Genomic DNA, 23,080 nt, shown 5'->3' with positions numbered 1-23,080 from the left:
GGTGGAAAGCGTGAAGGGTCGGCGCATGATCGCCTCCCGTTCGCGCCTGTTCGCCGCCTCCCTGACCGTCCTCGCACTGGCCATAGCCCAGGGGGCCGTAGCGCAGGAGACAAGACCGGCGTCGCCGTCCGTCAATCCGTCCCAGGACCATCCGCCCGCCATAATCCTCGAGCCGGGTCAGACGCCTGAAGCCGCGCCCGCCGAAGACGAACCCGAGGACGGCGCGCCTCAGGAAAAGACGCCCGGCGGCGATCCGGCGATCGACGTCGCGGGCGATGACGAACCGGCCGCCCCGCCCATCCCCGAAATCTGGTCGCCGATCCCGACCGACGCCCAGGGCCGCAGCGCCTATGGGCTTTATCTCGCCGGCAAACTGGCCCTGATGACGGGGGAGGGCGAACGGGGCGCCGATCTTCTGGCCCAGGCCGAGGCCCTGACGCCGGAACAGCCGCGCCTGCGCGAACAGGCCTTCACCTCGGCCCTGCTCAGCGGCGATCTGGACGTGGCGGCGCGGCTGGCGCCGACCGCCGACGCCTCGCCGGCGTTTACCGAGGGCGGGCGGCTGATCGCGGCCGTCCAGACCTTCGTGCACGGCGACGCCCGCGCCGCTGACGCCGCATTGGCCGCCCGACCCATCGCCGCGCCGCACGCCCGCGCCGGGCTGATGGTCGCGCCCTGGATCGCGGGGGCGGCCGGCGACTGGACCCGCGCCCTGGCCGCGCCTCCGGCCCAGGGCGATCCCGTGACCCTGGCCTTTGCGCGTCAGAACCGCGCCCTTCTCTTGGAAAAGCGTCGCAAATACGCTGAGGCGGAGGCCGAGCTGAAGGCCCTGTCCGATCTGCCGACCCTGGGCGCCCTGTTCCACCGGCCCTATGGCGAGTTTCTGGAGCGGCGCGGCAAGCGGGACCAGGCCCTGGCCGTCTATCAGGCGGCGATGCAGGGACAGACCGATCTGGCGACCGCCCGCGCCCTGGCGCGCCTCCAGGCCGGCGATCCGCCTCCGCCCGCTCCGAACTTCCGCCAGGGCGCGGCCCAGGCCCTGGCCACGGCCGCCGCCCAGGCCGTGGCCGAACGCGGCAATGAGTTTGCGGTGGTCTATCTGCGCCTCGCCCTGAACCTGCACGAGGATGCGGCGACCCAGATTCAGCTGGCCCAGGTGCTGGACCGGGTGGGGCTGAAGGCCGCCGCCCGCACCGCCCTGTCGCGGGTCGGGCCGGAGGATCCGGTTCTCTACGCCAGCGCCCGCGCCCAGCTGGCGATCAATCTGGAGGAGGACGGCCAGTCCGAGGCCGCCCTGACCGAACTGCGCGCCGCCGCCGCCGCCCAGCCGGACGATCCGCGCATCGCCCTGGTCCTGGCGGGCCAGTTGATCCAGGCGCAACAGTTCGAGGCGGCCCTGACCCTGTTGAACGGTCCCTTGCTGAACACGGCGGACCAGGGCGCCCACATCCATTTCCTGCGCGGCGTGGCGCTGGAATCGCTGGACCGCATCCCCGAGGCCGAGGCCGAACTGTGGGCCGCGCATCAGGCGGACCCGAACAACGCCGACGTGCTGAACTATCTCGGCTATCTGTGGGTGGATCGGGGCCTGCGTGTCGATCAGGGCGCCGGCCTGTTGGCCCAGGCCCACGCCGCTGCGCCCGACAACGGCAATATTCAGGACTCCCTGGGCTGGGCCCAGTTCAAGCAAGGCTATTACGACACCGCCGTCGTCACCCTGGAGCAGGCGGTCGAGAAGGAGCCGGCCAACGCCGAAATCAACGACCACCTGGGCGACGCCTATTGGAAGGTGGGGCGTCGGCGCGAGGCGGTCTGGCTGTGGAACCGCGTCCTGAGCCTGGACCCGGAGCCCGAACGCAAGGTCGAGGTCGAACGCAAGATCGCCAACGGCCTGGACGGCGCCGGCCCCGCGACCGGCGTGTCGCAATAGGGGGCGCGCCACCGCACCCTCAGCCCCCGCGCAGACACACCCATGCCCGTCATCCTCGCCCTTGTGGCGAGGATCCAGACTCCCGGTGTGTCCGCAGACGTGCGCCCGCTCGAACACCGGGAGTCTGGATCCTAGGGACAAGCCCTAGGATGACGACCGGGAAGGGAGAGGGGCGCCGTATTCCCCGTTCCGACCCAGCCCCCAAGTCGCTAAGACCTACTCCATGCCACCACTCACGGCCCTGGCCCCGGCCAAGATCAATCTGTTCCTGCACGTCGGCCCGGTGGACGCCGACGGCTATCATCCCCTGTCCAGCCTCATCGCCTTCGCCGACGTCGGCGACCGGGTGACGGTCGAGCCGGCGGATCGCCTGTCCCTGACCGTGACCGGCCCGTTCGGCGCGGGCCTGGCGGCCGAGCCCGACAATCTGATCCTGCGCGCGCTTCGCGCCCTGGGCCAGGCGACCGGCGCAGGCGAACCGCCGCTGAAGGTAACGCTGGACAAGCGCCTGCCCATCGCCGCCGGCCTGGGCGGGGGCTCGTCCGACGCCGGCGCCGCCCTGAAGCTTGCGCGCCAGGCCCTGGCGCTGGACATAGACGATGCGGCGCTTGAGGCCGTGGCCGGCGTCATCGGCGCCGACGGCCCCATGTGCCTGCGGATGCGCACCGCCTGGGCCGAGGGGAGGGGCGAGCGGCTGACCGACGAGCCGCGCCTGCCGCCGCTCCACGCCGTCCTGTTCAATCCGCGCGTCCCTTCGCCCACCGGCGCCGTTTACCGAGCCTATGACGCCGGTCCGCCGCGCGCCGCCGACCGGCCTGCGCCGCCCGCCGACTGGAGCCCGGCGGTCGTCATCGACTGGCTGGCGGGTCTTCGCAACGATCTTCAGCCGCCGGCCGAGGCGCTGACGCCCGCCATAGCCGATGCGGGTTTAGCGGTGGCGGCGGCCCCCGGCGTGGCCCTTGCGCGCATGTCCGGCTCGGGCGCCACCGTCTTCGGCCTGTGCCGGTCCGGCGAGGACGCCGCCGCCGCCGCCGCCGCCCTGTCGGCCGCCCATCCGGCCGCCTGGGTCGCCCCGACCCGCCTCGCCGCCGCCTGAGCCATAAATCCCCCGCGCGTGTTGAAGCGGCCGCCGCCGGGCCCTATGGTCCGCCGTCCTTTTTCCAGCCCCTCCCGAGCCCGATTTGACCACCTCGACCGAGCCGCTCGCCTTCCAGGACCTGATCCTGACCCTGCATCGCTATTGGGGCGAGCAGGGCTGCGCCATTCTCCAGCCCTATGACATCGAAGTCGGGGCCGGCACGCTCCACCCCGCCACCGTCCTGCGCGCGCTCGGCTCAAAGCCGTGGAAGGCCGCCTATGTCCAGCCCAGCCGCCGCCCCGGCGACGGCCGCTACGGCGAAAACCCGAACCGTCTCCAGCACTATTACCAATACCAGGTCATTCTGAAGCCGAACCCGGACAATCTTCAGGCGCTGTATCTGGGCTCGCTGGCGGCGATCGGGATTGATCCGAAACTGCACGACATCCGCTTCGTCGAGGACGACTGGGAGAACCCGACGGTCGGGGCCTGGGGCCTGGGCTGGGAGGTCTGGTGCGACGGGATGGAGGTGACGCAGTTCACCTATTTCCAGGGCGTCGGCGGCATCGAGGTCGATGTGGTCTCGGGCGAACTGACCTACGGGCTGGAGCGTCTGGCCATGTATGTCCAGGGCGTGGACAACGTCTATGACCTCAAGTTCACCAAGGAGGGGCTGACCTATGGCGAGGTCTTCCTGGAGAACGAGCGCCAGCAGTCGGAGGCCAACTTCCACGGCTATGACGTCGACGGGCTGAAACGCCGGTTCGAGGATATGGTGGCCGAGGTCTCGCGCCTTCTGGCCCTGACCGGACCCCAGGGCCAGCCCCTGGTCCTGCCGGCCTATGATCAGGTGCTGAAGGCCAGCCACCTGTTCAACCTGATGGACGCCCGCGGCGCCATCGCCGTCGCCGAACGCCAGAGCTACATCGGCCGCATCCGCGAACTCTGCAAAGCCTGCGCGACGGCCTATGTAGAGCGGGAACGGGCCGAGGCATGATTTCCCTTTCCGCTCATCCCCGCGAAAGCGGGGACCCAGTCCTGTCGCGAGGCGCGGTGTCTGGGATGGCGGTTGAAGCCCCTACGGCGCCGGTCGTGCGCCCACAGCGCTGGGTCCCCGCTTTCGCGGGGATGAGCGGACAGATTTGAGACTCTAATGCCCCAACTCCTCCTCGAAATCTTCTCCGAAGAAATTCCCGCCCGGATGCAGCAGGGCGCCGCGCGCGACCTCGACCGCATGGTCTCCGACCGGCTGAAGGCCGCCGGCCTGACCTGGGATGCGCTGACGACCTACGCCGGCCCGCGCCGTCTGACCCTGGTGATCGAGGGCCTGCCCGCCGCCACGCCCGACCGCGAGGAGGAGATCAAGGGGCCCAAGGCCTCGGCCCCGGAACAGGCGCTGGAGGGCTTCCTGCGCAAGACCGGCCTGACCCGCGATCAACTGACCGAGCGCGACGGCGTCCTCTACGCCGTTCTGTCGTCCAAGGGCCGGGCCACGACCGATCTGGTCGCCGAGACGGTGGACCAGGTCATCCGCGCCTTCCCCTGGCCCAAGTCGATGCGCTGGGGTTCTGGAACCCTGCGCTGGGTCCGTCCGATCAAACGCATCCTGTGCCTGTTCGACGGCAAGGTGGTCCCGTTCGAGATCGACGGAATCCCGTCCGATGCGATCACAGAGGGGCACCGTTTCCTCGGCTCGGGCCAACTGTTGAAGGTCAGCGACTTCGTCGACTACCGCACCCAGCTGGAGCGGGAGTTCGTCCTGCTGGACGTGGCCGACCGCAAGCTGCGGATCCTGGAACAGGCCAAGGCCGCCTGCGCCGCGCGCGGCCTCGTCTTGGTCGATGACGACGGCCTGCTGGACGAGGTGGCGGGGCTCGCCGAATGGCCGACCCCGATCCTGGGCGACATGGACCCGCAGTTCCTGGCCCTTCCGCCCGAGGTCGTGCGCCTGTCGATGAAGGTGCACCAGAAGTATTTCGCCGTCCGCAGCTCTCCCCCCTCTGGGGGGAGCACCCGCGAAGCGGGGGAGGGGGGCACGCCCCAACTGGCCCCCAACTTCCTGGTCGTCGCCAATGTCGAGGCGACCGACGGCGGCAAGGCCCTGGCCGCCGGCAACAGCCGCGTCCTGTCCGCCCGCCTGAACGACGCCCGCTTCTTCTGGGATGAAGACCAGAAGGTCGGCTTCGACGCCTGGAACGAAAAGCTGAAGGGCGTCACCTTCCACGCCAAACTGGGCACGCTTGCCGAGCGCGTCGAGCGCATCGCGGCGCTCGCCCGCGAGATCGCCCCCCTGGTCGGCGCCGATGCGGACGAGGCCGAGATGGCCGCCCGCCTGTGCAAGGCCGATCTGGCCAGCGGCATGGTCGGCGAATTCCCGGAACTGCAGGGGATCATGGGCGGCTATTACGCGCGTCTGCTGAGCGCGCCCCCCTCGTCCGCTTCGCGGCCACTCCCCCCTGAGGGGGGAGATCGCACGGATCAATCCTCCCCCCTTGGGGGAGGGGGACCGCGGAGCGGTGGAGGGGGCTGGACGCCTCAAGTGCGCGACCGCATCGCCGACGCCATCCGCGACCACTACAAGCCCCAAGGCCCCGCCGACACGGTCCCGACCGCACCCGTCACGGTCGCCGTCGCCCTGGCCGACAAGCTGGACACCTTGGTCGGCTTCTTCGCCATCGACGAGAAGCCCACGGGGTCGAAGGATCCGTTCGCGCTGCGGAGAGCGGCGCTGGGCGTGATCCGGTTGGTGCTGGAGAATGGAATTAGGGAAAACTTACTAAGGCCTATTTCACGACAGCGAGCGCGCGTAATCGCGTCCAAACTTCCATTGAATACCGAAGATCTTGACGCCAGAACTTTTGCGGAGATCAAGCGGCTAGGCGTTGAGCATGCGGTCGAGACCGGCCCATTAATGTTGGAAGCGGTAGAGGCTATTAACCGTCTCTTGAGGGATACTTGGGAACTCGGGCGCGGCTATGCGCCTGACGAAAAAGACCATGAAACGCTCGCCTTCTTCGCCGACCGCCTGACCGTCCTCCTCCGCGATCAGGGCCAACGCCACGACCTCGTCGCCGCCGTCTTTGCTCTGGGCGACGACGACCTCGTCCGCATCGTGCGCCGGGTCGAGGCCCTGGCCGCCTTCCTGGCCACCGACGACGGGGCCAATCTGCTGGCCGGCTACAAGCGCGCCTCCAACATCCTGCGCGCCGAGGAGAAGAAGGGGCCCGTCCCGACCGGCATGGTCCAGACCGGCCTGCCGAACCAGCCCGAGGCCGAGACCGTCCTGGCCTTCGCCGTCAACGCCGCCCGCACCGCCGTCGAGAACGCCTTGGAGACCGAGGATTTCGCCGCCGCCATGACGGCCCTGGCGGCCCTGCGCGCGCCGGTCGACGCCTTCTTCGAGGCGGTGATGGTCAACTCGGACGTTCCCGAGGAGCGCGACAACCGTCTGAAACTGCTGGGCCAGGTGCGGGACGTGATGGGGCAGGTGGCGGACTTCGGCCAGATCGCGGGGTAGGTGCTGAAGACCCTCTCCCGCTTGCGGGAGAGGTGGCCCGGCGTGCGGGGGCGTAGCCGGACCAGGGTCGGAGAGGGGAGTCTTGTTTCAACAAGAAGACTTCCCCCATCGTCAGGCGTGTCGCTGCGCGCCACGGCCTGACACTTCCCCCGCAAGCGGGGGAAGGTCCGCGCACTCTAGCCCGACGCCCCCAACCGCCCTAAATCTCGCGCTCATTCCGTCGGACCCGCCTTGACCCCAGTTTCGGACATCGCCGCCAAAACTCCCGCCTGGGTCTGCGCGCCCGGCGTGCTGAAGGTCCCCTTTCTCGACGTCTTCCTGAACGACTACGACCTGCGCCGCCTACCGGGCGATCAGGTCCAGGCCGTGCTGGGCTGGGGCCTGAAACCCACCGCCGCCGCCGGTCGCCGCTGGGCGGACGCGAACAACCGTCCCTATGTGGCGCTGGAGGACGGTTTCCTGCGCTCGGTCGGCCTGGGGGAGGCGGGGGCGGCCAGCCTCAGCCTGATCGTCGATGACCTGGGCGTCTATTATGACGCCACCCGGCCGAGCCGCCTCGAACAGCTGATCCAGACCGCCGACGGCTGGTGCGACGCCGCCCTGACCGCCCGCGCCCGCGCCCTGATCGACCGGATCGTCGCCTCGGGCGTGTCCAAGACCAATATGGGCGGGCCGCTGGACCCCGGCCTGCTGCGGCCCGGCCGCCGCGTGCTGATCGTGGACCAGACCTTCGGCGACGCCTCCATCGGCTATGGGCTGGCGACGCAAGACAGTTTCGACGCCATGGTCGCCGCCGCCCGGCGCGACGAGCCCGAGGCCCAGCTGATCGTCAAACGCCACCCGGCGGTGGCGGCGGGCAGGAAGCGAGGGTGCGTCACCGATCTGTCCGGCGTCACCCTGGTGGACGCCGACGTGCGGCCGGCCGACCTGCTGGCGGCGGTGGACGCCGTCTATTGCGTCACGTCTGCGCTCGGATTCGAGGCCCTGTTGCGCGGCCTGCCGGTGCGCTGTTTCGGGGCGCCCTTCTATTCCGGCTGGGGCCTGACGACCGACGCCGTGGACACCGGCCGCCGGGGTGTAGGGCGCAGTCTGGAACAGGTCGCCGCCGCCGCCCTGATCGCCTACAGCCGCTATGTCGATCCCGTCACCGGCGAACTGTGCGAAGCTGAACAGGCGCTGGAGCGGCTGATTTGCCTGCGTGATCGGGCCGACCGTCTGGCTGGGAACTGGGCCGCTGTCGGCTTCGCCCCGGCCAAACGCCCGCCGGTGCGCCGCCTGCTGAACTCGCCCAAGGCGCGGATGCGCTATTTCATGTCGCCGTCGCGGGCCGCCGCCCATGCCGCCGCGACCAATGGTCGGCTGATCTGGTGGGCGGGCAAGGAGAGCGAGGCCGTGCGCCGGGCCGCCGCAACCTTTGACGGCCCGACCGTCCGCATGGAGGACGGCTTCATCCGTTCACGCGGCCTGGGGTCCGATTTCGTCGGCGCCCTGTCGGTCGCCCTGGACGATCAGGGCGTCTATTACGACCCGTCGCGCCCGTCGCGGCTGGAGACCCTGATCGAAACGACAGACGCCACGCCGGAGCAGTTGGCCCGCGCCGCTGCGCTTCGCATACGCATCGTCGAGGCGGGCCTGTCGAAATACAATCTGAAGGGCCAGGCACCGGCCGACTGGCCTGCGGATCGCGACATCCTGCTGGTCGTCGGCCAGGTGGAGAACGACAAGTCGATCCTGCTGGGCTGCGAACCGGACCTGAACACCAACTCCGCTCTTGTCGAGGCGGCGCGGGCCGATCACCCGGACGCCTTCCTGGTCTATCGCAACCATCCGGACGTTCTGGCCGGCAACCGGCCCGGACGGCTGGACGCCTCGGCCCTGTCCGCCGTCGACGCCGTGGCGGACGGGCTGGACATCATCGACTGCCTGAACGCCTGCGCGCGGGTGGCGACCCTGACCTCCTTGACCGGGTTTGAGGCCCTGATGAGGGGCAAGGCGGTGTCGGTCTATGGCCGACCCTTCTATGCGGGTTGGGGCCTGACCGACGACCGGCTGGGCTTCCAGCGCCGCACCCGGCGGGCTACGGTCGATCATCTGATCCTGGCCGCCCTGGTCTATTATCCGATCTATGTCACGCCCCAGGGCTGGCCCTGCGAGGCCGAGGATCTGGTTCAGGCCCTGATCGCCTCCCGAGACCGGCCGCCGCCCCCGGCGCCGCGCGGCCAAATCCAGCGCTGGGCCGCCGGGATCATCGCCAGTCTCGACCGCAGGCCGCCGCCGTCCTATTGAAGGCGTTCGCAAAGGAAACTGTCTACCCGTGCAACACGCCGTCATCGCCGCAACCGGCCTCTTCACCCCCGAACAATCGGTCTCCAACGCCGAACTGGTCGACAGCTACAACGCCTGGGCCGACGGCTGGAACGCCCGTCACGCAGATCGGATCGAGGCGGGGGAACTGGAGGCCAAGCCCCATTCCTCCCCCGAGTTCATCGAAAAGGCCTCGGGCATCAAGCAGCGGTTCGTGATGGACAAGGCCGGGGTGATCGACCCCGCCCGCATGGCGCCCAACTTGCCCGAACGCAGTAATGACGAGCTGTCGATCCTGGCCGAGATGGCGGTCAAGGCCGCCCGTCAGGCCATCGAGGCCTGGGGCAAGCCCGTCAGCGAGATCGGCGCGGTGCTCTGCGCCGCCTCCAACATGCAACGCCCCTATCCGGCCATGGCCATCGAGGTGCAGCAGGCCCTGGGGATCGAGGGCTTCGCCTTCGACATGAATGTCGCCTGTTCCTCGGCCACCTTCGGGATCAAGACGGCGGCGGACTTCATCGCCGGCGGCTCGGTCAAGGCCGTGCTGATGGTCAATCCGGAGATCTGCTCGGCCCACCTGAACTTCACCGACCGCGACAGCCATTTCATCTTCGGCGATGTGGCGACCGCCGTGATCGTGGAATCCTCGGACACCGCCGGACCCGGCGGCTGGGACGTGCTGGGCACGCGGCTGAAGACCGTCTTCTCGAACAATATCCGCAACAATTTCGGCTTCCTGAACCGCAACGCGCGCGACACCGACCATCTGGATTCGCCGGTCGCCGACGACAGCGTCCAGAACGACAAGCTGTTCATCCAGCAGGGCCGCAAGGTCTTCCGCGACGTGGTGCCGATGGTCTCGGACATGATCGTCGATCACGCCGGCGAACTGGGCCTGGATCCGCACGAGCTGAAGCGGCTGTGGCTGCACCAGGCCAACATCAACATGAACCAGCTGATCGGCAAGAAGGTGCTGGGTCGCGAACCGTCGTCGGAAGAGAACGTCATCATCCTGGACGACTACGCCAACACCTCCTCGGCCGGCTCGATCATCGCCTTCCACCTGCACAACGACGGCTTCGTCCCCGGTGAGACCGGCCTGATCTGCAGCTTCGGCGCAGGGTACTCGGCCGGGACCGTATTCGTGCGCAAGCGTGGCTAGGGTGACGAAACCAAAAGTTTCGACCGGCGTTACGGCAGGTTAATCCCGATCTGCGACGATAATTTCTGAGGCCACGCTTGAATCCGGCGGCGGATTTTGCGAGGCGTTCGATTGTCGAGAACAGGGGAGTTCCCAGATGGCTCAGACGACGCCGAAGACAGTGCTGGAAAGCCTGGCTCAGGATATCGCCGCCGTGCTGAAGAGCATGGGCGGCTCGGCCCACCAGAATTTGGTCGTCGACTGCGTTGCGGCCCTCCGACGTCAGCGCGGCGAGGCGGTGGACGCCCAGGCCCTGCGTCAGAAGATCATCGAAGCCTTCGAACAGTACCGCGACTGGTTCGTGCGTCCGTTCGGCGAAGGCTCTCAGCGCTGGGCCCTGGCCCGCGATTTCGCCTGAAGTCCTGAAAGCAAAAAGGCGCGCCCCTTTCGGAGCGCGCCTTCTTCAATCCGCCTGATCGCCGGGATCAGAAGCGACGGATGTAGCTGAGCGAATAGGCGTCCGCCTCGCCCGCGTCGTCACGGTAGTCGCGACGGGTCCAGTCGGCCCGCAGGCCGTTCACGCCGTCCAGATAGTAGTTGGCGCCGGCGCCGTAGTTCCAGCTGTCGCCGCCCACGTCGGTATTGGCGCCGGGGAACTCCTGCTTCAGCTCGGTATGGCCATAACCGCCGCGGGCGAACAGCTCCAGCTTGTCGGAAACCGGCACCTTGCCGACCACATAGCCCGCCGCGTCCCACTCGTGCTTGGTCGTCCCGTCCACGCCGGCGACGGTGAAGTCGTCGTCCTTGACGCCGACCGAAGCCTCGGTCTCCAGCGCCAGATAGCGGTTCAGATTGACGCCCAGGCGGCCGGTCACGGCGCCGGTGGTGGCGTTGTCGCCTTCAAGATGAGTATAGCCCAGTGATCCGTAACCACGCGGTTCAGGATTGGTTTGAGCAAAGGCCGGAGCGGCGATTGCGGAAACGGCGACAGCAGCGAGAAGAATGTTGCGCATTGTTTCTTATTAACTCCTAGATGTGATGACCGGTTGGATCATCAGCCCCATCCAGCGAGTGCTTAAATAGGTGAGGGCGTTCTCTGTTCCAGAGGCCGCCAGAACAGTCCGTCGTCTGTGGACGGCGAGACACACACTGTGTTCTGTCAAGGTCGGCGACTTTGTGGCGATGCAACAAAAAGGGCGGCCTCGTCAGAGACCGCCCTCTAATCTTTCACCCCGTCATCCTCGGGCTCGACCCGAGGACCAGACGTTGATCGGGCTGTGCGTCAAAGTCTTCGCACAAGCGGCGTCGCGTCCGATCCTCGGGTCAAGCCCGAGGATGACGGAGAATGTCTAACCTCAGCGGTCCTTCTCGCGCTCCCCGCTCAGCGCCGCCTGGGCCGCCGCCAGGCGGGCGATCGGCACGCGGTAGGGCGAGCAGGAGACATAGTCCAGCCCGGCCTTTTCGCAGAAGGCGATCGACGATGGATCCCCGCCGTGCTCGCCGCAGATGCCCAGCTTGACCTCGGGGCGAACCGCACGGCCGCGTTCGGTGGCGATCTCGATCAGGCCGCCGACGCCGTCCTGGTCCAGACGCACGAAGGGGTCCGTTTCGAAGATGCCCTTGTCCAGATAGGCCTGCAGGAACCGCCCCGAATCGTCGCGGCTGATGCCGAAGGTGGTCTGGGTCAGGTCATTGGTGCCGAAGCTGAAGAACTGGGCGTGCTCGGCCAGATCGCCCGCGCGGATGGCGGCGCGGGGCAGTTCGATCATGGTGCCGACCAGATAGTCGACGCTGTCGCCGGCCTCGGCGAACACCGCCTTGGCCGTGCGGTCGGTCAGTTCGCGCAGATATTTCATCTCCAGACCCAGGGCGACCAGCGGGTGCATGATCTCCGGGATCGGCGCCACGCCCGAGGTTTTCTTCACCTCCAGCGCCGCCTCCAGCACGGCCCGCACCTGCATCTCGTAGATCTCGGGATAGGCCACGCCCAGGCGGCAGCCGCGGTGGCCCAGCATGGGGTTGGTCTCGTGCAACTCCTTGGCCCGGCGCTTCAGCTTCTCGGCGTCGATGCCCGAAGAGGCGGCCAGGGCGTCGATGTCCTCTTCCGTATGGGGAATGAACTCGTGCAGCGGCGGGTCCAGCAGACGCACCGTCACAGGCAGGCCGGCCATGATCTCGAACAGTTCGACGAAGTCCGACTTCTGGAACGGCGCGATCTTGGCCAGGGCCGTGCGGCGCCCGGCCTCGTCGTCGGCCAGGATCATCTCGCGCACGGCGGCGATCCGGGTGTCGTCGAAGAACATGTGTTCGGTCCGGCACAGGCCGATGCCCTCGGCGCCGAAGCCGCGCGCCGTCTTGGCGTCCAGCGGGGTCTCGGCGTTGGCGCGCACCTTCAGGCGGCGCACCTGGTCGGCCCAGCCCATCAGGGTCTGGAAGTCGCCGGTCAGTTCCGGCTCGATCATCGGCACGGCGCCGTCCAGCACCTCGCCCTTGGAGCCGTCGATGGTGATGATGTCGCCGGTCTTGAAGCTGCGGCCGCGGGCGGTGAAGACGCCCTTGGCCTCGTCGATATGGATCTCGCCGGCGCCGGAGACGCAGGCCCGGCCCATGCCGCGCGCCACCACGGCGGCGTGGCTGGTCATGCCGCCCCGCGCCGTGACGATGCCCCGCGCCGCATGCATGCCGTGGATGTCCTCAGGGCTGGTCTCCTCGCGCACCAGGATGACGGCCTCGCCCAGGCCGGCCAGACGTTCGGCCTCGTCGGCGTCGAACACGATCTTGCCGGTCGCCGCGCCGGGCGAGGCGGGCAGGCCGGCGGCGATGACGGTGCGGGGCGCCTCCGGGTCCAGGGTCGGGTGCAGCAACTGATCGAGCGCCGAGGGCTCGACCCGGCTGATCGCCTCTTCCTGGCTGATCACCCCCTCGGCCGCCAGGTCGACCGCCACCTTGAGCGCCGACTTGGCGGTGCGTTTGCCGTTACGGGTTTGCAGCATCCAGAGCCGGCCCTGTTCGACCGTGAACTCGATGTCCTGCATGTCGCGATAGTGGCTCTCCAGCTTGCCGACCACCTCGACGAACTGGCCGAACACCTCGGGCATGGCCTCTTCCATCGAAGGGGCGGTCTCGCCCATCTCCTCGCGGCCGATCCTGGTCAGGGACTGGGGCGTGCGGATGCCCGCGACCACGTCTTCGCCCTGGGCGTTGATCAGGAACTCGCCGTACAGCCGCGCCTCGCCGGTCGAGGGGTTGCGGGTGAAGGCCACGCCGGTGGCCGAGGTCTCGCCCATATTGCCGAACACCATCGACTGGACGTTGACGGCGGTGCCCCAGCTCTCGGGGATGTCATGCATGCGGCGATAGAATTTCGCCCGGTCGTTCATCCAGCTTTCGAACACGGCGCCGACGGCGCCCCACAGCTGGTCCTTGGGATCCTGGGGGAAGGGGTGGCCCAGCTCGCGCTCGACCACGGCCTTGTAGTCCTCGACGACCCGCTCCCAGTCCTCGGCCTTCAGATCGGTGTCGACGCTGACGCCCAGCCGGTCCTTGTGGGCGTCCAGCACCTCTTCGAAATCGTCGTGGCTGAGGCCCAGAACCACGTTGGAATACATGGTGATGAAGCGGCGATAGGAATCGAAGGCGAATCGCCGGTCGCCTGACAGCCTGGCCAGGCCCTCGACCGTCTGGTCGTTCAGGCCCAGGTTCAGCACCGTGTCCATCATGCCCGGCATCGAGGCCCGCGCGCCCGAACGCACCGAGACCAGCAGGGGATTGTCCACGTCGCCGAAGGTCTTGCCGACCACGCCCTCGACCTTGGCCAGGGCCGTCTTCACCTGGTCTTCCAGATCGGCCGGATAGGTCTCGCCGTGGGCGTAATAGTGGGTGCAGACCTCGGTGGTGATGGTGAAGCCGGGCGGGACGGGCAGACCCAGGGCGGACATTTCCGCCAGGTTCGCGCCCTTGCCGCCGAGAAGGTTCTTCATCGACGCGTCGCCGTCGGCGGAGCCTCCGCCGAAGCCGTACACCCACTGAGTCATCTTAAGCCCCTGAGCTTTGTCTTAAGGTTCGGCGGGTTGACCCGCTCGCACATGCGGCCTGCTCTAGCGCGGCGAAACCGGCTTGACCATGGCGTTTGTAACAAAGCGTGAGCCTGAAACCGGTTTCCGAACCTCGGTTTTTCGGATCCCGCCGAACCGACGGACTGCGCCGTACAGGGACGATTACCAGCCGCGCCCGCCGCGACTCCAACGATCGTCGCCATAGTAGCGGTTGTCCGGCACATAGCGGCCGTCCCGATCATACCAGCCGTAGCCCTGCTGGTACCGATCATAGCCGTCCAGCGGATAGCCGTAGTCATAGTACTGACCGTCTTCGGCCTCCCACCAGTCGCGGGGATAGGGGCTGTATTGGCAGTCATAGCCGCGGTCGCCGCCGCCCCAGGAGGGGACGTAGCGGTCGCGGTAGCGGTTTTCGAAACGGGGGCGGCACAGGTCTCGCGACCACACCCGATTGTCACGGGCCTCGATGCTGGCGCGCGGCTCGCCATAGATGGCGTCGCGGACGCCGGCGAAACTGTTGCCGGTGATCACCGCCCGGCCCGAGGCGGCGGCGACCCCGACCTGATCCACCCGGACGCGGTTCTGATCGAACAGCAGTTCGCCGTTATAGAGGACCGCGCCCTTGTCGCCCTTGCAGATCCGGCTGTTGGAGACCGAGACCGAGGCGCCCTCCACCGCCACCCCTTCGACATAGCCGCAGATCTTGGCGTTGCTGATCTCGACCCGGCCGTAATCGCGGGCGGAGCGAACGATCACTCCGATGGCGCGCGGGCCGAAGCTGTTCGGCTGTTCCGATCCGATCAGGGTGACCGAGGTCAGGCTGGAGGGGGCGGCGGAGCCCGGCGTCAGATCCACGCCCGACACGGCCCCGGTGACGGCGGTTTCGTACAGGGTGACGGCGGCGCCGTCGGCCACCACGGCGGCCGAGACGGTTCGGGCGTCGATCAGGGCGTCGCGCAGGTCCAGAAGCCCGCCGTCGACATAGATCGCCGCCTCGTCGCCCGCGTGGCGGAAGCCGACCCGGCTCATGACGATTTCAGCCCCATAGCCGATGACGCAGGCGGCGTCGCCGGCGTGGGGTGAGGCGAAGACCAGGTCGCGGACCTCGACCCGGACGCCGGGGGCGGCGGTCAGGCAGGGCAGGCCGTCCGGCGCCTGAAGGGTGGGCGTCGCCGCATCCCAGCGGCGCGGATCAAAGCCGCTGTCGCCGATGATGGTCATCGGCTTGTCGATGTTCAGCCAGCCAACGCAGGCGCCGCCCCTGGCCCGGATGATCAAGGTGCCGCCGGGGCGCACGCGCTGGACCGCGCTCTCGATCGCGCCCGAGCCGGGATTGCCGCCGCAATCGACCAGGACGACCTCTTCCTGGTGCGGGGGGCGGGGCAGGGGACGCCAGTCGGGACCACGATACCGGCCGTAGTCGTAGCGGCGATGGGCGCGGGGCCGGGCGCGGGTCGGCGGGTCCAGCAGGACGCCGAAATTGGGCCGGGTCTGGGCCTCGACCTTTGCGGCGACCTGGGCCTGGACCGGGTCGGGCAGGGTCGTCAGGGCGGCCAGGGCGAAGGCCGCCAGGAGCGAGACTTTCGCGAGCGAGCGGATGTTCATGCGACCAGACCCTCCGTTTCAGCGGCGCTGTTGTTGGGCGCGGGACACCTGGGACAACAGGGCCTGCAGGCGCGAAGCCGAGGGGCCGAAGCCCGACAGCGCGGATTCGATGCGGAAGGCGACGGCCTCGGCCTTGTCCTGGTCCGCCACCCCGGCGACGCCGAGGGCGAAATAGGTGGACATGGCGAACTTGGCCTCGGGGCTGCCCTGGCGGGCCGCCTCCTCGAACCATTTGAACGACCGGGCGTAGTCGGGGGGCAGGCCGATGCCTTCGGCGTACATGACGGCCAGGACCAGCTGGGCCTCCGACGAGCCGTTGACGGCGGCCAGCTGGATGGCGCGGACCCGTTCCAGCGGCGACAGCCGGCTCTCGGTCGCATGGCCGAGCATGGCTTCGAAGGCCTCGATCTGCTGGCGGGAGAGCTGTTCGGGGGCGGTGACGGCCTCGGGCGTCACGCCCAGATAGCGCAGGGCGCGGCCCACATGGATGAAGGGCAGTTCGCCCTGAAGCCGGGACAGGGCGTATTCATAGGCGTCGCCGCGCGGGCGGCTCTCGTCCGAGAAGGGGACGCCGGAGGCCGGGGCCTCCAGCGGATAGAATTCGAAGGGCGGGGTCCACTGACGCGCCTTGGCCTCGACGAAGCCTGCATATTGGGCGCGGCCGGGCGAGGAGCGCTCGAAGTCCTTCATCAGCACATAGGCGCCGACGTCGCCGGTCTGGACCGCCAGATAGTTGTAGAGATAGGCGTCGACGTCGTTCCGCTGGAACAGATTGACCGCCGCCCAGTAGCCGCCGCGCGAACGCGGCTGGCCCAAGCTCTTGCCCTCGGGCTTGCGGCCGAGCGCCTCACGGGCCTCGCGATTGTCGGCAGGCTCGCCGAAGGGGCCGTAGAGACCGTCGTGGAGGCGGGCCAGGGTGCGATAGCCCTCGGCGTCCTGGGTGGAGAGGACGTAGATGACGCGGTCGCGCACCGCCTCCTGCTCCTGCCGGCTCATCCGCGACAACTGGCGGTCCAGCACCTGATAGGCGCGGTGGCGTTCGAAGGCGCGGCAGTCGTCGTATTTCGACAGGCGGCGCAGACCCCCTCCGAACAGGCCGCCGCCCTGGGGTTCGACCCCGTTGATCGGGGCGTAGCCCTCGTCATTGGCCAGGGCCATGGCGTACCAGACCGAGCTTTCGATCGGATCCTCGATATTCTTGTCGGTGGCGCGGACGGCGGCGTAGCGCGAGCCCAGCTCCAGCTGGGCGAAGACGTCGCCGCGGAAGGCGGCGCGGCGCAGGTGGCGCAGGCTCGCCTCCTGGGCGTTGAATTCGGATCCCGTCACCGAGGCTGGGCGGGGGCAGGACAGGGCGGCCTCGTTCTGGGCCCCTCGGCGCCAGAAGTCGGGGGCGCCGTCGCCGCAGCTGGCCAGAAGCAGGACGGCGATCAGCAGGACCAGAACCGCCACGGCGCCGCCGGCCAGGGGCATGCGATGCCGCTGGAGCTGGGATGGACCGTGACCGGCGTTGTCGTACTCGCCCATACCTTCCTGTCGCTCCCGCAATCCCAACTGGCCGACGCGACGCAGGACGGCGCGCCGACGCCGACGGGTCAGACCGCCAAACATGGTTAACAATGTTTTGCGACAAAGCGGCGCCACAGCAAGCGGCAAATTTGGCTACGCCGAACCTTGTTGTGCGATTTCCGGTATTTAACAAATTGAACCCTGTGGACGAAGGCTCGCTTCCGGTGGCGGGGGCGCCTATATCGGCTGCGAATCGAAGGAGCGCCCATGTCCTATGTCCCCCGCGACGACCGCCCCGCCGACAAGGCGGACCGCTATGCCGAGGTCGAGGCCGAGATCCTGGCGGTGCTGGACGGAGAGCCGAATTTGACCGCGCGGATGGCGACCGTGGCCTCGATGCTGGCCGACGCCTTCGACCACTATTTCTGGACCGGCTTCTACGTCGTCGCGCCGGACAAGACGCCGGATGGGGCGGACGAACTGGTGGTCGGACCCTATCAGGGGACGCTGGGCTGTCTGCGGATCGCCTTCGGGCGCGGGGTGTGCGGGACGGCGGCGGCGACGCGCCAGACCCAGCTGGTCGAAGACGTCCACGCCTTTCCCGGTCACATCGCCTGCGACAGCCGCTCGGCCAGCGAGATCGTCGTGCCGGTGCTTGACGTCTCGGGCGAACTGATCGCCGTCTTTGACGTGGATGCGACGACCCCGGCGGCCTTCGACGCCGTGGACCAGGCGGGGCTGGAACGCCTGATGGCCAAGGTCTTCGCCGCAGGCTGAGCCGACAGACGAGAGGGGCAAAGGGATGGAGGACGAGATGAAACGGGTGATCGCGATCACGGGCGGGCACGGGGTGCTGGGCCGGGCCGTGCTGGAGGCCGCCCTGGCGGCGGGGCTGGCGGTCGCCGTCATCGACCATGCCGAAGGCCATCCGGTTCCGCCCGGGGTGCTTGAGATCGGCGGCGTCGACCTGACCGACCCGGTCCAGGCCGAGGAGGCCGTGGCCTCTGTCATCAGCCGCTACGGCCGGCTGGACGTCCTGGCCAATATCGCCGGCGGCTTCGTCTGGCAGACGACGGACGACGCGCAGCCGGCCTGGGACCGGATGCAGGCCCTGAACCTGACCACCGCCCTGAACGCCAGCCGCGCGGCTCTGTCCTATCTGAAGGCGGCGTCGGACGGGCGGATCGTCAATGTCGGTTCGGCTGCGGCGCTGAAGCCCGGCGCGGGTATGGGGGCTTACGGCGCCGCCAAGCTGGGCGTCCACGCCCTGACCCAGGCCCTGGCGGAGGAGCTGAAGACCACGTCCGTAACGGTCAATGCGGTGTTGCCGTCAATCATTGACACGCCCGCCAATCGCAAGGACATGCCCGACGCCGATCCGGCGACCTGGGTGGCGCCGGCCGATCTGGCGGCGGTGATCCTGTTCCTGGCCTCGCCTGAGAGCCGGGCCATGACCGGGGCGCTGGTCCCTGTGACCGGGCGGGTCTGATGCGGCGCGATCTGGTCCGCAGCGTCCTCTATCTGCCGGCCTCGAACGGCCGGGCGGTGGAGAAGGCGCGGACGCTGGACTGCGACGTGGCGATCCTGGACCTGGAGGATGCGGTGGCGCCCGAGGCCAAGATCGACGCGCGGGCGGCGGCGGTCGCGGCGGTGAAGGCGGGCGGCTTCCGGCCCCGGTTGGGCGTGCGGATCAACGCCCTGGACACGGCGTGGGGCGAGGACGATCTGAGTGCTTTGGCGGATGCGCGCGCCGGTCTGATCGTCGCGCCCAAGGTCGAGACGGCCGAGACGGTTCACGCCCTGTCGGCTGGGGCGCCGGGCGCGGCCCTGTGGGTCATGATCGAGACGCCGCGCGGCCTGATCGCCCTGAGCGAGATTGCGGCGGCGGGCGGGGGGCTTCAGGGGTTGATGCTGGGGGTCAACGACCTGGCCAAGGCCCTGGGGACGGGCGCGTCGCCGGATCGCGAACCGTTCAAGCCCTGGCTGGCGGCCCTGGTGGTCGCGGCGCGGGCGCACGGACTGCTGGCCGTCGACGGGGTGTTCAACCGGATCGAGGACGTCGATGGTCTGGCGGCCGAGGCGGCCCAGGGGCGGCTGTACGGCTTCGACGGCAAGAGCCTGATCCATCCGTCCCAGATCGCCGCCGCCAACACCGCCTTCGCCCCGTCCGAGGCCGAGGTCCAGGCGGCGCAGGCGGTGGTGGCGGCCTTCGCCGCGCCGGAAGCCGAGGGGCGAGGCGCGATCCGGGTGGGGGGCGCCATGGTCGAACGTCTGCACCTGGGCCAGGCCGAGGCCTTGCTGGCGCGACACGCCGAGGCGACGAACCGCCGGTAGAGCCCCGATCCGGCGTTTCCTAATCCGCCGGGACACTGTAGGAAGCCCGCCCTTCGAGGAGCCGGGTCATGACCACGCCGCAACCGATCACGATCGGCATAGACTTCGGCACGACCAATTCGGTCGTGGCCCTGGCCGATCCTGCGACCGGCGCCGAGCTGGTCCGTTTCACGGTTGACGGGGCGGGCGGCGTCTCCACCTTCCGCTCGGCCCTCAGCTTCCAGTTCCACCCGGCCGAAGACGGCGGTCGCCCCGAACGGGTGGTCGAGGCCGGGCCCTGGGCCATCGAGGCCTATGTGGACGATCCGGTGGACACGCGCTTCATTCAGTCGTTCAAGACCTTCGCCGCCAGCGCCGCCTTCACCGAGACCCGCATCCACGACCGGCGCTATACGTTCGAGGATCTGCTGTCCGCCTTCCTGCTGAAGCTGCGCCACCATGCGGGGGCCGCCATGGCCGATCTGCCGCCCCGCGTCATCGTCGGCCGCCCCGTGACCTTCGCCGGCAATCGGCCCGACGAGGCCCTGGCCCTGTCGCGCTACGAGACGGCGTTCAAGCGGCTAGGGTTCCAGGACGTCCGCTACGCCTATGAACCCGTCGGCGCCGCCTTCTATTTCGCCCGCACCCTGAAACAGGACGCCACCGTCCTGGTCGCCGACTTCGGCGGCGGCACCAGCGACTTCTCCATCGTCCGGTTCGAACGCACGCCCGAGGGGCTGAAATCCACGCCCCTGGCCCAATCCGGCGTCGGAGTGGCCGGCGACGCCTTCGACTATCGGATCATCGACCATCTGGTCTCGCCCGAACTGGGCAAGGGCAGTTTCTACACCAGCCTGGGCAAGACCCTGCCGGCGCCCCAGCGCTACTATTCCGCTTTCGCCCGCTGGGACCAGCTGGCCCTGCTGCGGGCGTCGCGCGACATGCGCGACATCCGCGCCCTGGCGACCACCTCGCTTGAGCCCGAGAAGATCGAGCGGCTGATCGAGGTGCTGGACGACAACCACGGCCACGCCCTGTACCGCGCCGTCTCCAGCCTGAAACAGGATCTGTCGCGGGACGAGACGGCCGATTTCCGCTTCGTCGCGGGCGGGGTGCGGATCGAGGCGACGGTCACGCGGGCCCAGTTCGACGCCTGGATCGCCCCCGAACTGGCCGAGATGGAGGCGGCGCTGGACCAAGCCATCGACCGCTCCGGCCTGGCCCCCTCCACCATCGACCGCGTCTTCCTGACCGGCGGCACCTCCTTGACCCCCGCCGTCCGCACCCTGTTCACCCGCCGCTTCGGCCCCGACCGGATCGAGACCGGCGGAGAGTTCGAATCCATCGCCGCCGGCCTGATCGGACTGGAGCCCGACGTCGAACGCTGGACCCAGGGCGGCTGATCCGCAGCAGCCTCAGTTTTCCGCCGCCGTCATCAGGCGGCGCAGCACCGTCTCCGCCTCCCGTCTCTGGGTCGGGTCCAGCGGGGCCAGCGCGCGTTCGGCCATGGCGAAACGCGGGTCTATGAAACCCTCGACCAGGGTCAGACCTTCCGGCGTCAGCTGCGCCAACAGGCGTCGGCGGTCTTCCTTCACACTGTGGCGCGACACCAGGCCTCGCGTCTCCAGACGCCGCAGGCAGGCCGTCAGGCCGCCCGAACTCAGCAGGACACGCTTAGCCAGATCCGTCGGCGACAGTTCGAAGGGCGCGCCGGCGCGGCGCAAGGTCGCGAGCACGTCATAGTCGGAATAGGACAGGCCGTGTTCGGCCAGCATCTGCGCCACGGCCTCTTCGTACCGTCGCCCCAGCCACAGGATGCGTCCCACGATGTTCAGGGCGTCGGCCTGGGTTTGGGGCCGCGCGTTTCGCCAGTCAGCCAGGACGGCGTCGATCACGTCCGGCGAGGAGGGGGTCTGGATCATGGGGGGAGGATAGGCGGTGAAAACCACGCGCACAAACCTTTGTGTAAAATATCTTGACGTAAAATAATTTGATGCAAAGATATCTGGATGTGACGGAGGATTTGACGTGGCTTTGAACAAGACCTGGCGCGCGGCTGCCGCAGCTGCCTGCGCCCTGCTGAGCGGCGCGTGCGCGACCTCGATCCAGGCCGCCCAGCTCCAGTCAGCCCCGTCACCGTCCGCCGTCGCACCCGATCTGAGCGCGGCCTTCGACGCCTATATGAAGGCGGCGGTGCAGAACGCGGCCTTCAGCGGGACTGTCCTGGTCGCCGCGCACGGGAGGCCTGTCTTCCGGGGAAGCTATGGACTGGCGAACCGGGCCTTCGACGTCCCCAATGACACCGACACCGTCTATCAACTGGCCTCGGTCACCAAGCCCTTCACCGCCCTTCTGATCATGATGCTGCAGGAGGAGGGGCGGCTCAGCGTCGATGACCTGGCCTGCGACCACCTCGCCGACTGTCCCCCGGCTTGGCGGGCCGTCACCGTGCGGCAACTGCTGACCCACACCTCCGGAATCCCCAACTACACCAGCCTGCCGGACTGGGACGAAGCCCTGGACAGCCGAACCTACGGCCCCGGCGGCGTCGTGGCCCTGGTGCGGGATCGGCCGCTCGAATTCGCGCCGGGCCAGGGCTATCGGTACAGCAACACCGGCTACAACCTGTTGGGGACGATCATCGAACGGGTCGCCGGCAAACCCTATCCGGAGGTCCTTCGTGAGCGGATTCTGGCGCCGCTCCACATGGATCATACGGTCTTCAACGCTTCACGCCGGATCATCCCTCATCTGGCGACCGGCTACTATTCGATCGGCTCCACCTTCATCGAGGCGACGCCGCAGTCGATGACCGGCGTCTACGGCGAGGCGGGGCTCAGCAGCACCGTGGACGATCTGTCGACCTGGGCCCAGGCGGTCGGCGCCGGGCGGCTGGTCTCTCCCGCCTCCCTGGCCCAGATGACCGACGGGGCGCGCAACAACTACGGCTTCGGCTGGGAGATCCGCTCCTGGCATGGTCGTCGTATGGTCGGCCATGCGGGCAGCGGGCCGGGATTTTCGAACATGGTCGCCCGCTTTCCTGACGACGACCTGACCATCGTGGTCCTCAGCAACAGCGACGAGGCCAGCGGCGGCGGGACCGCCCGGGCCCTCGCCGGCCTCTACTTCGGCGAGGCGACGTCCTTGCCGGATGTTCAGCCCAAGACGGTGATCCTGGACGCGGTGATGGCGGGCGGGGCCGAGGCTGGAATCCGCCAGTATCAGGCCATGAAGGCGGCCCAGCCCTCGGCCGAAGCCTTCGCCACCGATGAACTTTTGGTCGAGATCGGCTATGAACTGTCCGGCCTGCCCGCGATGGAGGAGGCGCGCCGCCTGTTCGCCTTCACCCTCGAACAGTTTCCGCAATCGGCCTTCAGCCATGACGGCCTCGCCGACCTTTCAGCGGCCGAGGGCGACTTTGCGGCGGCGATCGCCCATTTCGAAACATCGCTGCGGCTTGATCCAGACAATGAGTACGCCCGCGAGGGGCTGAAGCGCCTAAAAGGCCTCCCTGAAAGCTGACGGCGAGCGCTGTCGGACCGAGTCTTCCGCGAGTTCGAATCCATCCCCGCCGGCCTGGCCCTGATCGGACTGGAGCCGGACGTCGAACGCTGGACCCAGGGCGGCTGAG

General features: G+C 68.6%; 17 protein-coding genes. 12 read left to right on the top strand and 5 right to left on the bottom strand.

The features are described from left to right. Positions 1–25 precede the first annotated feature (25 nt). The 7 genes from AC07XS_RS01285 (at position 26) to AC07XS_RS01255 (ending at position 10,388) form a co-directional block, all read left to right on the top strand. Complete coding sequence (locus AC07XS_RS01285; protein WP_182713295.1) at positions 26–1,930, top strand: tetratricopeptide repeat protein; 1,905 nt, start codon at positions 26–28, stop codon at positions 1,928–1,930. A gap of 223 nt (positions 1,931–2,153) precedes the next feature. After that, on the top strand, positions 2,154–3,026 hold the full coding sequence (locus AC07XS_RS01280) for a 4-(cytidine 5'-diphospho)-2-C-methyl-D-erythritol kinase (RefSeq protein WP_182713296.1): 873 nt from the start codon (positions 2,154–2,156) through the stop codon (positions 3,024–3,026). An 85-nt stretch (positions 3,027–3,111) separates the two neighbouring features. Continuing rightward, a complete protein-coding gene (locus AC07XS_RS01275; protein WP_182713297.1) occupies positions 3,112–4,005 on the top strand; it encodes a glycine--tRNA ligase subunit alpha in 894 nt (297 codons plus the stop codon). 156 nt (positions 4,006–4,161) lie between these two features. Then, entirely contained in the window at positions 4,162–6,525 is a 2,364-nt protein-coding gene (gene glyS / locus AC07XS_RS01270) for a glycine--tRNA ligase subunit beta (RefSeq protein WP_182713298.1), read from the top strand. Positions 6,526–6,756: 231 nt separating this feature from the next. After that, positions 6,757–8,811 (top strand): capsular polysaccharide export protein, LipB/KpsS family, encoded by a 2,055-nt coding sequence (locus AC07XS_RS01265; RefSeq protein ID WP_321207937.1) that lies wholly within the window; start codon positions 6,757–6,759, stop codon positions 8,809–8,811. 28 nt (positions 8,812–8,839) lie between these two features. Next, positions 8,840–9,991: a beta-ketoacyl-ACP synthase III gene (locus AC07XS_RS01260; RefSeq protein WP_182713299.1), complete on the top strand. Its 1,152-nt coding sequence runs from the start codon at positions 8,840–8,842 to the stop codon at positions 9,989–9,991. A 136-nt stretch (positions 9,992–10,127) separates the two neighbouring features. Further along, on the top strand, positions 10,128–10,388 hold the full coding sequence (locus AC07XS_RS01255; protein ID WP_182713300.1) for a hypothetical protein: 261 nt from the start codon (positions 10,128–10,130) through the stop codon (positions 10,386–10,388). Positions 10,389–10,455: 67 nt separating this feature from the next. Here AC07XS_RS01255 and AC07XS_RS01250 read toward each other — a convergent pair whose 3' ends face one another. From AC07XS_RS01250 to AC07XS_RS01235, 4 genes are all read right to left on the bottom strand, one after another. Next, the gene (locus AC07XS_RS01250; protein ID WP_054766462.1) at positions 10,456–10,983 is read right to left on the bottom strand and encodes a porin family protein; all 528 of its coding nucleotides are present in this window, start codon (positions 10,981–10,983) and stop codon (positions 10,456–10,458) included. A 342-nt stretch (positions 10,984–11,325) separates the two neighbouring features. Beyond that, positions 11,326–14,004, bottom strand: a complete 2,679-nt coding sequence (gene ppdK / locus AC07XS_RS01245; protein WP_182713301.1) for a pyruvate, phosphate dikinase — start codon at positions 14,002–14,004, stop codon at positions 11,326–11,328. Positions 14,005–14,187: 183 nt separating this feature from the next. Beyond that, positions 14,188–15,630, bottom strand: coding sequence for a right-handed parallel beta-helix repeat-containing protein (locus tag AC07XS_RS01240; protein ID WP_182713302.1), 1,443 nt, complete (start codon positions 15,628–15,630; stop codon positions 14,188–14,190). Between the two features lie 18 nt (positions 15,631–15,648). Next, positions 15,649–17,238 carry a tetratricopeptide repeat protein gene (locus AC07XS_RS01235; RefSeq protein ID WP_494732643.1) on the bottom strand — a complete coding sequence of 530 codons (1,590 nt, stop codon included), beginning with the start codon at positions 17,236–17,238 and terminating at the stop codon, positions 15,649–15,651. Between the two features lie 165 nt (positions 17,239–17,403). Between AC07XS_RS01235 and AC07XS_RS01230 the strand changes: the two genes are divergently transcribed. The 4 genes from AC07XS_RS01230 to AC07XS_RS01215 all read left to right on the top strand — a co-directional run bounded on the left by AC07XS_RS01230 (position 17,404) and on the right by AC07XS_RS01215 (position 20,852). Further along, positions 17,404–17,913, top strand: a complete 510-nt coding sequence (locus tag AC07XS_RS01230; protein WP_182713303.1) for a GAF domain-containing protein — start codon at positions 17,404–17,406, stop codon at positions 17,911–17,913. A 37-nt stretch (positions 17,914–17,950) separates the two neighbouring features. Continuing rightward, positions 17,951–18,625 carry an SDR family NAD(P)-dependent oxidoreductase gene (locus AC07XS_RS01225; protein WP_321207938.1) on the top strand — a complete coding sequence of 225 codons (675 nt, stop codon included), beginning with the start codon at positions 17,951–17,953 and terminating at the stop codon, positions 18,623–18,625. Beyond that, positions 18,625–19,470: an HpcH/HpaI aldolase/citrate lyase family protein gene (locus tag AC07XS_RS01220; protein WP_182713305.1), complete on the top strand. Its 846-nt coding sequence runs from the start codon at positions 18,625–18,627 to the stop codon at positions 19,468–19,470. Before AC07XS_RS01225 ends, AC07XS_RS01220 begins: the two co-directional genes overlap by 1 nt. Before the next feature lie 68 nt (positions 19,471–19,538). Continuing rightward, entirely contained in the window at positions 19,539–20,852 is a 1,314-nt protein-coding gene (locus AC07XS_RS01215) for an Hsp70 family protein (RefSeq protein WP_182713306.1), read from the top strand. Between the two features lie 12 nt (positions 20,853–20,864). On the opposite strand, the gene AC07XS_RS01210 is transcribed toward AC07XS_RS01215, so the two are convergent. Further along, positions 20,865–21,398: a MarR family transcriptional regulator gene (locus tag AC07XS_RS01210; protein WP_182713307.1), complete on the bottom strand. Its 534-nt coding sequence runs from the start codon at positions 21,396–21,398 to the stop codon at positions 20,865–20,867. A gap of 79 nt (positions 21,399–21,477) precedes the next feature. Here AC07XS_RS01210 and AC07XS_RS01205 point away from each other — a divergent pair, with 79 nt between their 5' ends. Next, the gene (locus AC07XS_RS01205) at positions 21,478–22,971 is read left to right on the top strand and encodes a serine hydrolase (RefSeq protein ID WP_182713308.1); all 1,494 of its coding nucleotides are present in this window, start codon (positions 21,478–21,480) and stop codon (positions 22,969–22,971) included. Positions 22,972–23,080 lie beyond the last annotated feature (109 nt).

It is taken from the genome of Brevundimonas sp. GW456-12-10-14-LB3 (assembly GCF_059424365.1).
This window is presented reverse-complemented; position numbering and strand designations above follow the sequence as displayed.

Coding starts and splice junctions, on each gene's coding strand:
- AC07XS_RS01235 (WP_494732643.1), bottom strand. CDS start 17,238: ATGTTTGGCGGTCTGACCCGTCGGCGTCGGCGCGCCGTCCTGCGTCGC.
- AC07XS_RS01240 (WP_182713302.1), bottom strand. CDS start 15,630: ATGAACATCCGCTCGCTCGCGAAAGTCTCGCTCCTGGCGGCCTTCGCC.
- ppdK (WP_182713301.1), bottom strand. CDS start 14,004: ATGACTCAGTGGGTGTACGGCTTCGGCGGAGGCTCCGCCGACGGCGAC.
- AC07XS_RS01225 (WP_321207938.1), top strand. CDS start 17,951: ATGAAACGGGTGATCGCGATCACGGGCGGGCACGGGGTGCTGGGCCGG.
- AC07XS_RS01215 (WP_182713306.1), top strand. CDS start 19,539: ATGACCACGCCGCAACCGATCACGATCGGCATAGACTTCGGCACGACC.
- AC07XS_RS01250 (WP_054766462.1), bottom strand. CDS start 10,983: ATGCGCAACATTCTTCTCGCTGCTGTCGCCGTTTCCGCAATCGCCGCT.
- AC07XS_RS01255 (WP_182713300.1), top strand. CDS start 10,128: ATGGCTCAGACGACGCCGAAGACAGTGCTGGAAAGCCTGGCTCAGGAT.
- AC07XS_RS01220 (WP_182713305.1), top strand. CDS start 18,625: ATGCGGCGCGATCTGGTCCGCAGCGTCCTCTATCTGCCGGCCTCGAAC.
- AC07XS_RS01230 (WP_182713303.1), top strand. CDS start 17,404: ATGTCCTATGTCCCCCGCGACGACCGCCCCGCCGACAAGGCGGACCGC.
- AC07XS_RS01280 (WP_182713296.1), top strand. CDS start 2,154: ATGCCACCACTCACGGCCCTGGCCCCGGCCAAGATCAATCTGTTCCTG.
- AC07XS_RS01285 (WP_182713295.1), top strand. CDS start 26: ATGATCGCCTCCCGTTCGCGCCTGTTCGCCGCCTCCCTGACCGTCCTC.
- glyS (WP_182713298.1), top strand. CDS start 4,162: ATGCCCCAACTCCTCCTCGAAATCTTCTCCGAAGAAATTCCCGCCCGG.